Genomic DNA, 16002 nt, shown 5'->3' on the forward strand with positions numbered 1-16002 from the left:
CGAGGTCAAAGATATTATAATTTTTTAATTAAAATAGCCTCTCCTTATTTTTTTGTCGATTTTCTTTCAATCAGACTTGTATCAATAATAACTGTTCTATACTCCTCTGTTACAGCATCATCCCCTTCTAATTTATCGATAAGAAGTTTTGCTGCTCGTATCCCCATATCTTCTCCATGCTGGCTTATCGTAGTTAAGCTTGGGATAAAATGTTTAGAAAGAATACCATCGGTAAAACCAATAATAGCGATATCATCAGGGACTTTTTTACCTTGCGCATCAAGAACTTTGGCTGCTGTAACTGCAAATAATTCATTTACTGCAAAAACAGCATCTATATCCTTATCTAGTAAGAAATCCGAAATTTCGGTTTCACAATTATCGATATCCTCTATTTTAAGAATAAGTTCTTCTTTTTCAGGAATATCATAAGCTCTTAATGCTCTTAGGTACCCATTAGTTCTTAATTTACCTACACTTATATAATCTACCGTAGTAAGAATGGCTATTTTCTTACATCCAATAGAAAGCAGGTGATTTGTAGCGGTTTGAGCTCCTTTGGCATCATCTATAATCACTTTATCACATACCACCTCATCAATAATTCTATCAAAAAGTACAACAGGCATTCCCTGGCTCATCGTCTCTTCGATATGGTGATAATCCTTTTTAAGCTGTGTTTCTTTGGCTACAGACAGGATAAATCCATCGGCACTCCCACTGGCCAACATTTCTAAATTAATAACCTCTTTATCAAAAGAGTTGTTAGACGAACATATGATTACATTGTATCCTTTTTCATTGGCCACCTTCTCTACCCCGCCAATTACAGTCGTAAAAAAGTGATGCACAATTTCTGGAATAATAACACCAATGGTCTTAGTTTTCCTATTCTTAAGGCTTAACGCTATATTATTAGGCTTGTAATTGTATAGCTTAGCAAAGGCTTTTACCTTTTGCCTGGTATCTAAACTTATCTCTGCACTATCTTTTAATGCTTTAGATACTGTAGAAATAGAAACATCCAGCTCCTTTGCTATTTGTTTTAATGTAACTTTTCTCTTCATCCTTATTCCTTTTATTGTTTTTATCATCAGATCGACCTGATATAAATCTACATGAAATGTACTATAAAAACATGTTTAATTATCCTCAATCAATATGTACAGCCTTTTCATTATCCGTATCTTATAGAAGTCATCTGAGTTTTTAGTTAAAAATCAAATGTAAGCATCAAAATATGCCATATGGCCAGAATTATACTTAAAATTTTGATAGAATTCTAAAAGTTTTCCACACGCAAACGTTTGCGTAAGGTTCGGACTACAACTTGACAAAAAATTAACACAAAATTTACATACTTTGGTTGCAGAAAGTGAAAATATAAGACGTAAAACAATCAAAAACTAATTTAATTTTATGAAAACATTTACCAAAAGCGCATTGTTTTTATTATGGTTGATACCAATGAGCTTTTTTGCACAGTCAACTGTTAATGGGACAGTTACTGATGCTGGAAGTGGTCAGCCCATTCCTGGTGTAAATATCATTGTTAAAGGAACCACAAACGGAACAACTTCTGATTTTGATGGTAACTATACTATAAACAATGTTAACAATGAGGATATTATTGTATTCTCTTATGTTGGATTTATACCTCAAGAAATGGTATATAGTGGTCAGGCCACTATTGCTATCACATTAGAAGAAGATGCTGCAGAACTCGAGCAGGTAGTACTAATCGGGTATGGTGCAACCAGAAAGAAAGATCTAACAGGGTCTGTTGCTTTGGTTACATCAGAGGATTTCAATACGGGTAACAATGTTACTCCCGAAAATCTATTTAACGGTCGAGTTGCAGGTGTATCCATTAACACTAATGGTGGTCCTGCCGCTAATTCTGAAATCAGAATCAGAGGTGGTGCATCATTAAACGCATCTAATGATCCACTAATTGTTGTAGATGGCTTACCTCTAAATGATCCAGGAGATTTAGCCAATGGTTCAAGATCTATTCTTTCCTCAATCAACCCCAACGATATTGAGTCTTTTTCTATTCTTAAAGATGCATCGGCAGCTGCCATCTATGGTAACCGTGGTGCAAATGGTGTAATCATTATCACCACCAAAAAAGGGAAAAAGAACTTACAGATCAGTTTAGATTCTAAAACCAGTGCTACTCGTGCACATGAAACAGTAGATGTTTTCTCTGCAGATGAGTATAGAGCATTTATTGCAGAAAATTTCCCAACTCGTGTTACAGATTTGGGTACTGCGAATACAGATTGGCAAGATGAAATTTACAGAACAGCTTTTTCTACAGATCATAACTTATCTGTAAGTGGTTCTCTTATGCAAGTCTTACCTACAAGAGTTGCCATAGGAAGATCAGATCAGGAAGGGCTAAGAAAAACATCTAAATTTGAAAGAACTACAACATCTCTTTCTTTAAACCCAAGATTATTTAATAACCATCTAAAAATAGATGTAAACGCTAACTTAAACTTTGAAAAAAACCGGTTTGCGCCAGGTGTAGAAGGGGCGGCTATTACTTTTGATCCAACTCAGCCAGTCCTTGACTCAAGTTCTCCCTACGGAGGTTTTTTTGAATACCGAGATTCTAGTACTGGATTTGCCTCAAGCAACGTTCAGAGAAACCCTCTGGCTCAACTTTTACAAACAAAAGAGATCGCTAATGTAAGACGGTACTTCGGAAATATAAAACTGGATTACCAATTACACTTCTTTCCCGATCTACGCGCTGTAGTAAACCTGGGAATAGATGATAGCGAAACAGACAGATTCCAGGAACGTTCTACCGAAAGTGCAACCGGTTTTAATGCTACACAAGGAGAATTTTTAGGTTTCAAATCAGATACAGATCTATTAGTAAAAAACCGACTTCTGGATGCTTACCTTACCTATAACAAAACTCTTGGGCGATTAGACATCGAAGCTACAGGAGGATACTCATATCAAAAATTCGAATTAGATAAGTATGAAACAGGAGATCAACGTGATCCGGGTAATGTCCCAGAAAGAACCATTGATCCAGACGAGGTATTACTGGCATATTTCTTAAGAACCAACTTAAAATTTAATGACAGATACTTTTTAACCGCTTCTATACGTAGAGATGGTACTTCCCGATTTGGAGAAGATAACAGATGGGGATATTTTCCTTCGGCATCTTTTGGGTGGCAAATAAGCGAAGAGAATTTCCTTAGAAACTCTTCTACCGTAAGTAATTTACGATTACGTTTGGGATATGGTATAACTGGTCAGCAAGATATCGATCAAGCTTATGCATACCTGGAGCGATACAGAAGAAGTAGTCCTCTTACACAATATATTCTTGATGGAGAGCTTATCAATATTGTACAGCCACAATTTAGAAATGAAGATATCGAATGGGAAAAAATAACCGAATATAACATTGGTTTAGATTACGGATTCTGGAACGATAGAATTAGTGGTGCCATCGATGTATTTAGAAAAGAATCTGATGATTTACTTTCTCAGGCACCCATCCCCGATGCTGCTAACTTTTCTAATCAAGGATTTCAGAACATCGGTAAGTTTATAACAGAAGGTATAGAATTTTCTATTAGTGCCGATGTTATTAGAAATAGCAATCTAAAATGGAATGTAAGTTATAATGCAACATTTATAGACCGAGAAATAGAAAGTCTGGCATTTGGCCAGGATATCTTAACTACTGGTATTGGTGGTGGTACAGGTAATACTATCCAGATACATAGACAAGGAGAGGCTCCGTTCTCATTCTTTACCTATGCACAAATTTACAATACCAATGGCAAACCTATAGAAGGTGCATATGCCGATCTTAATGGTGATGGGATCATTAATAATAATGACCGATATATTTCTGGTAAAGGTACTCCAGACTTAATCATGGGGCTTCAATCTAGTGTAAGTTATAAGGATTTTGATTTTAGCTTTAGTATGAGAGCTAATATCGGTAACGAAATTTATAATAATGTTGCTTCTTCAAATGCACAACGAGGTAATATATTTAGAACCGTATTTAATAATACACCATCATCAATAGTAGATACTAATTTTCAGAATACTTCAGATGTTATTCTTTCTGATTATTATATAGAGGATGCCTCTTTTCTACGAATGGATAACATTACATTAGGATATACACTTAGAAATCTTATGAAAGGAGTATCCAGTCTTCGATTATGGGCCGGAGTACAGAATGCATTTGTTATTACGGATTATTCTGGGCTAGATCCCGAAATTCAAAATAACGGTGTAGATAATACTATTTTCCCTAGAGGAAGATCACTCTTACTAGGAATAAATTATAAATACTAAAAAACTAAGAAATGAAATTATATAAGATTTTTTTATACGCATTTCTATCCATAGGTATCTTCACCTCTTGCGAAGGGGATCTGGATATCGAATTAGAAGATGATGATGATTTACTAGCGAGTGATGTATTTAATACTCGAGAAGATTACCTTAAAGCCCTTGGTGGTGTATATGCAAACTTATCATTAGTTGGTCTTGATGTAGATGCTAATGGTGATCCTAACCAATCCAACCTTGCAGGTATCGATGCAGGAACCAGTCAATATATTCGTGGTTTGTTTAGTATGCAAGACGTATCTACCGATGAAGTGATATGGACCTATGAGAATGATCCTGGGATTCGTGAAATCCAGAGAAATACATGGGATGCCAATAATGTTATTGTCCTTGGTTTTTGGGCAAGAGCAACTTTTGAAATCTCTCTGGCAAATGAATTTTTACGCCAAACTACAGATGCCAAATTAGATGAAAGAGGTGTATCTGCAGCTCTTAGAAGTGAGGTTAAAACCTTTAGAGCAGAAGCTCGCGTATTACGAGCATTAGCTTACTACCATCTTATGGATCTGTATGGCCGTGCTCCTTTTGCAACAGAAAATGATCAGGTAGGATTTATAAGAGTACCGGAGATTAAAGGTCAGGCATTATTCGATTATATAGAAAAAGAACTTGTCGAAGTAAATGCAGATCTATTAGATGTAAATCCTGGTCAAAACTATGCTCGTGCTGATAAAGGAGTAGCAAAAATGATTTTGGCCAAGATCTATTTAAATGCCGAAGTGTATTTAGGAGCAGGTAATAGTCGTTATGCAGAATGCGTACAAACAACCCAGGAGATTATTAATAGTGGGTATTCGCTAACCCCTAATTATCTGTATAACTTTATTGCGGATAATGATGCTAATGGTGCTCAAAACGAAATCATATTTCCTATTGTTGGTGATGGTGCAAACGTAAGAAACTTTGGTGGTGCATCAATCATCATCCAGGGGCAACAAAATGCAGATGGTTTTAAACCTACTCCTGCTTCATTAGGAGTACAAGGGTTTACTACACTGTATAGAGCGAGAAAACAATTCTCTGAGCTATTTGTTACCGATCCTGTTTTTCAAAATGACAATAGAAATACGTTGGTGACTCAGGATATTAGTTCTGATCCCGCGAATACAGATCCTCCTGTAGACAGACCTATCGAGATTGGTTCTGATTTTACAGATTTCTCTAAAGGATATCTGGTTTCTAAATATTCTAATATAAAGTCAACCGGTGAAGCCGGACAAAGTGTAAGATTTGTCGATACCGATTTTCCTTTATTCAGGTTAGCCGATGCTTATTTAATGTACGCAGAGGCTCATCTTAGAAGTGGTGGTGGTGATCGAGCTACTGCCCTGGGGTATGTAAATGCCCTTAGAGAAAGAGCGTTTGGAGATATGTCTGGAAATATTACAGATGCTGAACTTACCCTGGATTTTATCCTTGATGAAAGAGCACGAGAATTATATTGGGAAGCCCACAGAAGACAAGATTTAATCCGATATGGTAAATATACCGGTGGAACCTATAACTGGAGATATAAAGGAGGAACACCTAATGGGTCTTCAATCTCAGATAATTTTAAACTATTTCCGGTTCCGGCATCCAGTAGAGCTGCTAACCCTAATCTAGGGCAGAATACTGGATTCTAAAACAACGATTACAAATTTAATTTACTCAGTCATGAAAAAAATATCAATACTACTATTTGCATGTATCGCTGCACTTTGCTTCAATGCGTGTGTAGAAGATGAAGAACCAACGTTTGTTATTCAAAACGAACAAACAGAAGGGCCTTTAATTGTAACTGCTAATTCTACAGTTAGTCTTGTTAAAGATTTAGAAGATCAACGTGCTTTTACCTTAGTTTGGGAAGATGCAGGATATAATATCAGTACCCCTATTACCTATACTATAGAAGCCGGTCTGGGAGGCACTAATTTTGAAACAACCTTAGACCCTGCTGTTATTGCAACTACCAGTGATCGTTTTTATAACTGGACCATTGGAGAGCTTAACAACCTTGCCATCGGATTAGGTATAGAACCTGATAAAGAAGGAGCGATAGATCTACGTGTGATTTCTTCTATCGGAACAAATGGAGGAAACGCTATACCATCTAATGCAACCTCTTTAACGGTTACTCCTTATGCTACTGTCATTCCTCAAAAAGATCTTTTCTTAGTAGGTAGTGCAACCGCACCAGGATGGGATAATAATAATAATAACCCTCCATTAGTAAGAGATCCTAGTAACCAGAATGTATTTAAATTCACTGGTAAATTTTTAGGTGGTGGTGACATCGCTTTCAAATTCTTAGAAGTATTAGGCGAATGGCAACCACAATGGGGATTAAGCGGTGGTAGTTTAGCCAGTAGTGCGACCCTTGGTTCTGATCCGGATACATTCTCTGTTGCTGCAGAAGGCTATTATACACTCGATGTAAACATTCAGGATTTAACCTATACCGTTAATGCATTTGATGCTAGTGGCGCTACCGATTATACAGCTCAAGGTATTGGTATTATTGGTGATTCTACTCCGGGAGGATGGGATAATGATACTGATCTTACTCAATCTGCTTTTGATCCACATTTATGGTATATCAATGGCATTGTATTAACCAACGGTGAGGCCAAATTTAGGGCTAATAACGCCTGGGATGTAAACTGGGGTGCAGATACTGCAATCACAGGATACGGTACCCCTGGTGGTCCTAATATTCCTGTAGCTGCGGGAACCTATAACGTATGGTTCAATGATTTAGACGGAAGCTATGTTTTCATCATTCAATAATAAATCAGTATTCACTTAAAAAATTGAAATGAAAAACATTAAAAACATATCAACCAAAACCATCCTCCTTTTAGGAGGGTTGGTTTTTGGATTGACCGGTTGTTCTGATGATGATGATTCTGCAAACGATGCTGCACCCATAATCACAAGCCAATCTCTAAAAATGGATTTGGCAGAACGTAAGAAAGAAAATGCAGGTGTATTCATGCAGGCTTTTTATTGGGATACAGAACCTGCAGGAGAATGGTATAATGAAGTAAGTACCAGGATTGAAGACTATAAAGCGTCGGGAATTAATAGAATATGGCTCCCTGCACCGGGAAAAGGTGCTTCGGGAAGTTTTTCGATGGGATATGACCCTTCTGATTATTTTGATGTTGGTGAGTTTGATCAACATGGTACTATAGAGACCCGTTTCGGATCCAGACAAGAATTAGAAGATCTTATCCAAAAAGCACATGCTAATGATATAGAGGTGATTGCCGATATCGTTATAGGGCATAATTCTGGAGGAGGAAAACAAGCCAACCCTTTTCGCGGGGGTACCGAAGTATATTCTTTGTTTAATGAATCAAACGGAAATGCCTCTGGTAAATTTAACCGTTCTAACGAGCATTTTCACCCTAATGATATTCATGATCATGATGACCAGGCTTTGTTTTTTGCCGAAACAGATCTTTGCCATGATCAACAATACGTACAGGATTGGTTATGGGGTAGAGATGACTCTGTTGCAGAATTCTATAAAAAAACCCTTGGTTTTGATGGATGGCGTTTTGACTATGTAAAGAGTTTTGATCCTAAATGGGTTAAAGCCTGGAATGCTAAAATTGGTGGATTCTCAGTAGGAGAAAATTTTGATGGAAACCAACAGGTACTAAAAGACTGGGTAGATGCATCTGGATCAACAGCTTTTGATTTTGCATGTTTCTACAGATTAGACGAAACCCTCGACAGAGCAAATGATCTTACTGCATTAGGTGAAGCCGATAATATGCTTAGAAAACTAGATCCAGCTAATGCTGTTACTTTTGTTGCGAATCATGATACCGAAAAAGATGTTAATCCCGAGAATAGAATAAGCTATAATAATAAGCTACTCGCCTACTCTTACATTCTTACTCATGATGGGTATCCAACTATTTTTTATCTTGATTATGAAGCTTTTAAAGGGCAACTAAAAACCCTTATCCAGATCTATACTACATTAGCCGTTGGTGATGTAGAAATACTCGAAGCCAATAAGGATGAGTATATCATGAAAAGAAGCGGTAGCGGTGATAACCCGGGACTAATTCTATACATGAATATTGGCCAGCAAACAAAACAACGTGTTGTAAAAACCAACTGGGCAAACAAAACCCTGGTTGACTATACCGATAATTCTAGAGCTACTCCTACTACAGATGCAGAGGGTAATGCCACACTACAGGCACCTGCAGGAGGATATGCCATATGGTCTGTGACCAAAGAATAATAATACATCATTCTTTATAATTAGCCCATACCCATCAAAAGAGTGCTTTTCAGCACTCTTTTTTTGTGTTTTTTTATCATCATCTTAAACCTTTTGTTTGCCCAGCCTCTTTTGTCATCCCAGTTTCTTTTGTCATCCCGCTGAAAAACAGAACTGGGATCCATAGTAAAGTTATTGCTTTACAATGGATCCCAGTCTTTACTCTACTTTATCTCTTGTTAACGTGAGTTCGGCTATAGAAAATTTACGTCAGTCAGAGTGATTTTCGATAGAAAATTGTACTTCGACCTAGCTCAGCAGAACTATCGAAGACAAGTGAATTTTCAAGAAAAGCCTTATATCAAATTTACGTTAAGTAAGGTTAAATAACACACCAATCTATAGTATGCATTCATAACCAAAACTAAGCTTTACCCAATAATGGGTGATGTGTACCGTATCTTATTTCTCGTGTTTTTGCATTGATATATTGCATCCAATCTATAGGATTATCAGTTTTCCTCTTAGGAACATATGCACTTTTTAATAGTAATTTCTTTTCCATAACAATGTGTTTTTATTCAATTTTTGTTGTCGTTATGAATACATATACCAATCATGATGCCAAAAATGTTTTTTTTCTATGTATTGTAGTGTTTATAGGGCTTAATCGGTGGTGTTAGAAGGGATATGAAAATATTGATTATTAGAAAAATATTATTGTTTATTGGATAATGGTTTTTACCATATACCTTCTAAAAATGGAATTATTACATGATTTATCGATTAAAAGGATATTCATTAATCCAGTTAAACCCTCTTCCGGTAAGTAAAAAGTCTTTTTTGTCTAATCTTTTTGTTTTACAATCAATCGTATCCTTGATAAAAACACCTTGGATATGCATTGTCGAATCTGTTCTACTGTAGTTTAAGGTATATACTTTTGTAGAATCTTTACGATGTGTTAGCTCTATTTTTTTGGCAATCGTATCAATTTTTGACAGATAACGTGTACTAGACATATTGGTTCTATATAGGTTCAAAGATTTTACACGCTCTATGGCAATGTATCTCCATCGGATTGAATCCGTAATAACAGGTATGATCTCTTTAGAATTTATTTTAAAATCGGTAACCTCATATAGCCCATACAAAGGCGGCTTAGGAGCACTAGGTCCGTATTTGTTGCTGGATTCTATAGCATCTCCAATAGTAGAATAAAGGAAAAAAACTACAGCAATCCATTTTACAGCATTTTTTATTTGTAGCCGTCTTTTTATGGTAAATGGTTCTTTGTACTGGATAGGTACTGTTGGGGTATTAAGCAGGATAACATTAAGTAATCGTTTTAAGTGAGGCGCCATGATAAGAAGTACCATGATAAATAATTCTGAAGAATATAGTTTTACAGGAACATCATAACAAAAATTGATCAACACAATATTAGCTAACACAGATATTAATATCATCCCCCCCAATACAACTGTTCTTCTATGAAAAAGTAATATTCCTCCGATCACTTCGGCTAGTCCGCTAAATATGGTATACCCTTTTGATGCTCCTATAAACGTCCAAACCAGTCCCATAGGAGAAGATTCCCCATAGGGTAGTAAAAGCCTATAAAATGAAGGTTCTCGAAATTGCAACGGAATTACCTTTACCATACCATAAGAAAGCATTACGTATCCTACATAATATCGCAGAAATACCAAAAACCAATAATTAAGTTGCTCGTAATTTCTTTCTTTTTTATCAAAAAATGACCATATAACGGTAGCTATTGCTGCTACAACCACGAAAAATAATACCAACACATAATCATAGGTAGTATCCCCACTACCATTGGTAAAAACAGTGATCTCATAATCTAATTGCAAAATATGTTTCCCTATCCAGGGAATTATAATATGATATAAATCAACAATAGGGTCTTGTACAGCATCTAACTTAGGAATAACATTTAAAGGAAACGGAAAGGTTAACAATCCAAAAAAGAGCAGTAAAAACCTAAGTAAGATTTTATTTTGAGTAATCATAGTTTATTGTTTCTTTAATCGCTTCTCAATTTCCTTTTCGCCTCCAGGGGTAAGAACTGCACTAGAGGTTTCTTTGATAAAGATCATACCATCATACGCTTTTTCAGGAATTATCTTTAATGTCGGAGAATAAGAATATTCAGAAACCCAAGCGGCAGATGCCGTATGCATTATCAGTTCTTTATTCAAAAAAGAATGTATTGAGTTATATTTTGGGGGTTGTTTGAAATCCAAAAAAAACATGTTTTTCTTAGACTGAACAAAATACCAATCCAAACTGCCTTCTTTTCCTGGGTATATTTTAAAGGAGTTAACCCCTCCATGTTTTTTTTCTTTTAGTAAGTAATTTCTTGCTTGAAAACTCCCTTGATTTGTAGCAAAACCAATGGCATAATATTTTTGGTCTCCTAGATATTTTTTTAAAACGCTTCCAAGAGGTTTTTTATAGCCATTAACATAGGAATCCACATTTTTACTAATATGGCTATTATGTGCCCAAAGGACCATTTTGGCTTCTTGCTCTTTTTTTTGTAATACCTCTAAGACGGTTTGTGCCATATATTCATCTCGAATATTATAGCTAGTGATCTTCCGTAATTTACGATCCCCAGCTTCTACTCCTTGTATAATTTTTCTTACATCTGAAATGGTATTTTCATATTCACCCCTAGATGCAATTTCTAACGCTTTAATCTTGTTCACAACCAAATATGACAATAATACATATAACTCTTGTCGCTGTGAAGTCATATCTTTTTTGTCTTTAATAGTTTTTAAATTATGAAATAAAGAATCTACTTTTACATTAGGTAATTGAACGTTATCCATTTTTTTGATAAAAGCGCTTACATTTTTATAAGCTGAGTCCAAACCATTGGTTTGCGTATCAATCCCTATAAATTGAACTTTTTCACCCTCTGTAACCTTCATGTTATAATCTCTCATCCATTCGATCATATCGATTACCTCCTCTGTATTCCAAACCCAAAATCCTTGAGCAGATAAAGCATCTCTGCTATTACCTTTGCCATAAAGTACATAGTCATTAATTGGTCTACACCCCACATGACTAGCCTCAATAGCAAAGATTGTAAATCCCATTTCTTTGACCAAAAACTCCAGCATACGATGTTTCATCTGGAAGATTTCTTTAGTCCCATGACTGGTTTCACCAAGTCCTACAATTTGTACGTTTTTTAAAATGGGTTTTAAATAAGATAGGTCTGTAAGACCTGTCTCGGCTTTTACACTTTTTAAAGGTATTGATGTATTCTTTATCCAGCCAATAACACTGTCCTTTTGGGCTGCTCTAAAAGAGATTAGTTTATTGTGTTCATTTTTAGATAAGATTTTAAATTTCTCGACTGTATAGCTTCCATTTATATTATTTATAAAATTTTGTCGAACAGAATCTTTTAGCCATTTTGAAATAAGAGGAGAAATTTTAACAGTATATATATCATTTTTCTTAATAGGTAGTTCGACAATTTCAAGACTATTTTTTCTATTGGTACCATTAAAGCCTTTTACAGTATCTTTTTTTGGTGATAATACTACAATTTGAATATTTACATTTTTTGATTTTAAATGTAATTGTAAAAAATCACCTTTATCAAGAGGAATATCATAAGTATGAATCTCATTACCTATTAAGGTTTTTGTTTTGTTTTCCTCAAAAACCGATAATTTTTTTTGACCAAAAGCAGCTAGAGAGGAGAGTAACAATAAAAGGAACAAGCTTTTCATATAGACATGTTATTATTTCAAAACTAAAAAATGATTTTCAAATTAATAAGAATCAAAGTGACTAATATAGAATCAATTATCTACTTTTTCCTCTGGTAGTTTAATATCGTTTTCTTCTTCTGGGATTCGTTTTTTTAGCATTAAAATTTGTCCTAAATGACTCGATTGATGTTCCATAACATGAAACCAGGCAAAATGATTATTCATAGAGGAACCTGGACGTATTTGTTCTAACCATTCATCATTACGTTTAGCTAGTTCTTCTAACGTTTTTTTTCGTACTTCTTTATATATATTCAGATAATATTCTATGGGTTTTCCTTTAAATTTTTCGCGAGCTTCTTTTCCAAGATCAAGACCCAATTGCCATTTTTCTTTTTCCTCTTTGTTAAATCCCCGGTTCTCAAAAGTAAACACTTGGTAATATGCCTCTGCAGCTGCTAAGTGCATCACTAAGGCACCAATCCTATTCGCTTTTTCGTCTAATAAGTGATCTGTTTCTCTAACATCTAAGTTTTGAACAGCAGATTCTACGCGTTTACTTAGATTATTTAGCATAGCAACTAATGTTCCTACCTGTGGTGTATATCCTTCTTCTGTATTTATTATGGCACCATTTTTAATACCTTTTCCTTCAAACATTAGACTAAAAGAATCATCATTGGTTCTTTTTTTAGAATATACGCTAAATTCTCTAACAAAAATTTCTTTATTTTTGCCGATACCACGTCTCCATCCGGGAATTCTTTCATCTTTAACTTGATTTTCGAATCGTGCATTGTCTACAGTAATTTTTTCATATTGCCCCTTTTCATTCTGGATAGATAATTCAAAATCATCAAAATAGAATTTACCATTATATACACATATTCCTCCAAAATTAAGTGTCTTGGCATGTTCATCCATTTCTCCTTCTATAGTATAAACATCCCACTGATTAGATGTAATAGGCCTATCCATCATATTATCAAAAAAACCTGATTCTCCATTAGTATTATCAACCCGTATCCATAGGCCAGCCATTCCATCTTTTCCTTCGGTATTTACTCTTACAGAAGCTTGTAGTTTAAACTTGGTCTTTTTATTTGTTTTAACTTTAATTGATTGGGTAAAAGATGTCCAACTTTGAGATACTTTTTTAGTCTGCGATATTGCTATAGTACTCGATATAAAAATTAGAGCAACAACAATGGTTTTAAGAGTTTTTGAAAACATTATTATGAGTTGAAATGTGTATAGAAATTAATATTGATGATTATTCTTTAGGCTGATAATCTGGGTGACCGGTTTGCCAAAGAGCAAAAGAATAATAATCCGCGAATTTTTGATACGTTTTTAATTTATTACCTCGTACACTATGTCCAGATTCAAAGTCTATAGAAAATAAGACTGGATTATTGGATATATTAGCTTCTTGAAGTCTAGCTATAAATTTTCCCGGACTCCAAGCTGCAACTCTGGAATCTTTATATCCAGAAATTATTAGAACCGCAGGATAATTGACGTTATCTTTAATTTGATGATAAGAATCCATTTCTAAAAGTGCTCTAAATTCGATAGAATCTTTAACGGTTCCAAATTCTTTCACACTATTTAATCCATTAGTTGTAATTTCAGACCGAATCATATTCATAGCAGGAACATCACCAATAGCCGCTTTAAATAAATCAGGGCGTTCTGTTATAGCTCTCCCCATCATAATTCCTCCTGCACTACTACCCATAATAACTGTCTTACTAGGAGAAGTATACCCTTTTTCAATCAAATATTCTGTACATGCAATAACATCTTTCCAGGTATTAGGTTTGGTAGTTTTAAGGCCACCTTCATACCAATCATTTCCTTTTTCACTTCCTCCTCTTACATGGGCATATACTACAATCCCTCCTTCTTTTAACCATGTAAGTATTGATGAGCGAAAAGCTGGTTTCATGGATAACCCATAAGAACCATAACCCCTTATTAATGTTGGATTTAACCCATTCATCTCAATATTTGCATTATGTATTATAGATAAAGGAACCATTACCCCATCATGAGATTCAACTTCTATTTCTTTTATTTTTATATCTTTAAAATTGTCTCCAATATTATTAGGTAATAAGTCATCAGGGATGAATTTATTTTTACTATGAGTATATAGATATTTTTTTATGGGATTAGCCCACCCAGTAGTAATTACTTTTAAGTATTTGCTATGCAATCCACTTGAGTTTATAACAATTCTTCCAGAAACTTGGGGTAGTTCAATTTCAGTTTCTTTACCATCCCCAAAATGAAATAATTTCGCAACAACTCCATTCTTTAGAGTGACATAAAATAATCCATCTTTAGTAAATTCAAAATCTGTAATAACTTGATCTCTTTTTTCTGGGACTATTGTTATAGGATTTGAAAAATTTGGATTAGTAATTGATGTCTTGCAAATTTTAAAATTGGAAGCTCCTTTTGCTGTCAAATATATTAATGAATCATTTTTATGTAGATACCTTTTTATCTTTTCCTGTTTAGTAAACAATAGTTTCCAATTTACTTTTGTAGAAGTAATATCTTTAAGGTTCGAATAGTAAGTATCTTCATAAGGATTAGCACCTGACACTACACCAAATAAGTAGGGATCTGTTCTATTATAACAAGATACTAACGGAAAATCTTCTGCTTTTATAGATACATTAGGATGGGTAGATTTAGAAAATATTTTTTTTAATCCTTTATTTTGAGTTTTATCATTAATGATATATAATACAGATGTTGTATTATGAAAATATGAGGGGTCATTATTCTTAAATAAAGGGACGTGCTGATAGATAAACCCCGAATTATCTGGTAACCAATCGATACCATTAAGAGACATTGGAGCAGCATTTACTGTTATATTATAAATTTTCTCTTTTGTTAATAAGTTAATGAGCATCAGTTCAGAGATTTCCTCACCTTTTTTAGACAAGCTGATCACAATTTGATTTCCATCCCAATCTGGACTAATATAATTAATTCTATATTTATTTCCAGAGTCACTTTTGTATGTAATAGGATCAAACAATAGAGAATCTTTAGCATTAAAATTTAGACGGTAATACAGTTTGCTATAATTTTCTTCAGGTTTTTGTTTTAAGAAAAAATACTTACCATTTTCTCTACTAATTTTTCTAGAAATACTTATTTTTCTTTTTTTTTCGTATTCCTTTTGTATAGCAATCAATTTCTCTCTTCCATTATTAATTTTCCCCAGTATACTATCTGTTAAATTGTTTTGATCATGCAGCCATTTAACAACACTTGAGTCTTCCAAATTTTCCATATTTCTATATGGATCTGTAATCTTAGTCCCATGATAATCAACAACAATCGATTCTTTTTCTATTTGAGGATATTCATAATTTTTTACTTTACCACAAGAGAAAAAAGAGCCATAAATAAAAATAAACGGTAACATATAACTGTAAGCTTTTTTATAAAGAAAAAGTTTAGATATTTTTATGTTTTTTAGCATCATTGGATATTTTTATGATTATACTTTAAAACTTATATTTTTCAATGGAAGTAAATTAGGCTGACTTAGCAATTAGCTGATTTACACAACTCAGTACA

At 34.4% G+C, this 16002-nt stretch carries 10 protein-coding genes; 4 read left to right on the plus strand and 6 right to left on the minus strand.

Annotated elements, in window-relative coordinates; all coding sequences use genetic code 11:
• Positions 1-44 precede the first annotated feature (44 nt).
• Complete coding sequence (locus DK441_RS03590; protein WP_370444298.1) at positions 45-1094, minus strand: LacI family DNA-binding transcriptional regulator; 1050 nt, start codon at positions 1092-1094, stop codon at positions 45-47.
• A 325-nt stretch (positions 1095-1419) separates the two neighbouring features.
• Here DK441_RS03590 and DK441_RS03595 point away from each other — a divergent pair, with 325 nt between their 5' ends.
• Genes DK441_RS03595 through DK441_RS03610 form a run of 4 tightly spaced genes read left to right on the plus strand, consistent with a single transcriptional unit; the run spans position 1420 to position 8650 of the window.
• Positions 1420-4347 (plus strand): TonB-dependent receptor, encoded by a 2928-nt coding sequence (locus tag DK441_RS03595; RefSeq protein ID WP_109097514.1) that lies wholly within the window; start codon positions 1420-1422, stop codon positions 4345-4347.
• Between the two features lie 11 nt (positions 4348-4358).
• Positions 4359-6029, plus strand: a complete 1671-nt coding sequence (locus tag DK441_RS03600) for a RagB/SusD family nutrient uptake outer membrane protein (RefSeq protein WP_109097515.1) — start codon at positions 4359-4361, stop codon at positions 6027-6029.
• 31 nt (positions 6030-6060) lie between these two features.
• A complete protein-coding gene (locus DK441_RS03605) occupies positions 6061-7173 on the plus strand; it encodes a SusF/SusE family outer membrane protein (RefSeq protein ID WP_109097516.1) in 1113 nt (370 codons plus the stop codon).
• A 28-nt stretch (positions 7174-7201) separates the two neighbouring features.
• Positions 7202-8650, plus strand: a complete 1449-nt coding sequence (locus tag DK441_RS03610; RefSeq protein ID WP_109097517.1) for an alpha-amylase — start codon at positions 7202-7204, stop codon at positions 8648-8650.
• 403 nt (positions 8651-9053) lie between these two features.
• On the opposite strand, the gene DK441_RS26435 is transcribed toward DK441_RS03610, so the two are convergent.
• The 5 genes from DK441_RS26435 to DK441_RS03630 all read right to left on the minus strand — a co-directional run bounded on the left by DK441_RS26435 (position 9054) and on the right by DK441_RS03630 (position 15847).
• A complete protein-coding gene (locus DK441_RS26435; RefSeq protein ID WP_160111944.1) occupies positions 9054-9194 on the minus strand; it encodes a hypothetical protein in 141 nt (46 codons plus the stop codon).
• Between the two features lie 214 nt (positions 9195-9408).
• Positions 9409-10665, minus strand: coding sequence for a hypothetical protein (locus DK441_RS03615; protein ID WP_109097518.1), 1257 nt, complete (start codon positions 10663-10665; stop codon positions 9409-9411).
• Positions 10666-10668: 3 nt separating this feature from the next.
• On the minus strand, positions 10669-12411 hold the full coding sequence (locus DK441_RS03620; RefSeq protein ID WP_109097519.1) for an erythromycin esterase family protein: 1743 nt from the start codon (positions 12409-12411) through the stop codon (positions 10669-10671).
• Between the two features lie 72 nt (positions 12412-12483).
• Entirely contained in the window at positions 12484-13626 is a 1143-nt protein-coding gene (locus DK441_RS03625) for a DUF664 domain-containing protein (RefSeq protein WP_109097520.1), read from the minus strand.
• Positions 13627-13666: 40 nt separating this feature from the next.
• On the minus strand, positions 13667-15847 hold the full coding sequence (locus tag DK441_RS03630; protein WP_160111945.1) for a prolyl oligopeptidase family serine peptidase: 2181 nt from the start codon (positions 15845-15847) through the stop codon (positions 13667-13669).
• Positions 15848-16002: the final 155 nt, after the last annotated feature.

Source organism: Aquimarina sp. AU58 (assembly GCF_900312745.1).
Classification (GTDB): domain Bacteria; phylum Bacteroidota; class Bacteroidia; order Flavobacteriales; family Flavobacteriaceae; genus Aquimarina; species Aquimarina spinulae.

Excerpts from the sequence above, each read along its gene's own strand:
- DK441_RS03610 (WP_109097517.1), top strand. The coding sequence starts at position 7,202 with ATGAAAAACATTAAAAACATATCAACCAAAACCATCCTCCTTTTAGGA.
- DK441_RS03595 (WP_109097514.1), top strand. The coding sequence starts at position 1,420 with ATGAAAACATTTACCAAAAGCGCATTGTTTTTATTATGGTTGATACCA.
- DK441_RS03615 (WP_109097518.1), bottom strand. The coding sequence starts at position 10,665 with ATGATTACTCAAAATAAAATCTTACTTAGGTTTTTACTGCTCTTTTTT.
- DK441_RS03605 (WP_109097516.1), top strand. The coding sequence starts at position 6,061 with ATGAAAAAAATATCAATACTACTATTTGCATGTATCGCTGCACTTTGC.
- DK441_RS03620 (WP_109097519.1), bottom strand. The coding sequence starts at position 12,411 with ATGAAAAGCTTGTTCCTTTTATTGTTACTCTCCTCTCTAGCTGCTTTT.
- DK441_RS26435 (WP_160111944.1), bottom strand. The coding sequence starts at position 9,194 with ATGGAAAAGAAATTACTATTAAAAAGTGCATATGTTCCTAAGAGGAAA.
- DK441_RS03625 (WP_109097520.1), bottom strand. The coding sequence starts at position 13,626 with ATGTTTTCAAAAACTCTTAAAACCATTGTTGTTGCTCTAATTTTTATA.
- DK441_RS03600 (WP_109097515.1), top strand. The coding sequence starts at position 4,359 with ATGAAATTATATAAGATTTTTTTATACGCATTTCTATCCATAGGTATC.
- DK441_RS03630 (WP_160111945.1), bottom strand. The coding sequence starts at position 15,847 with ATGTTACCGTTTATTTTTATTTATGGCTCTTTTTTCTCTTGTGGTAAA.
- DK441_RS03590 (WP_370444298.1), bottom strand. The coding sequence starts at position 1,094 with ATGATAAAAACAATAAAAGGAATAAGGATGAAGAGAAAAGTTACATTA.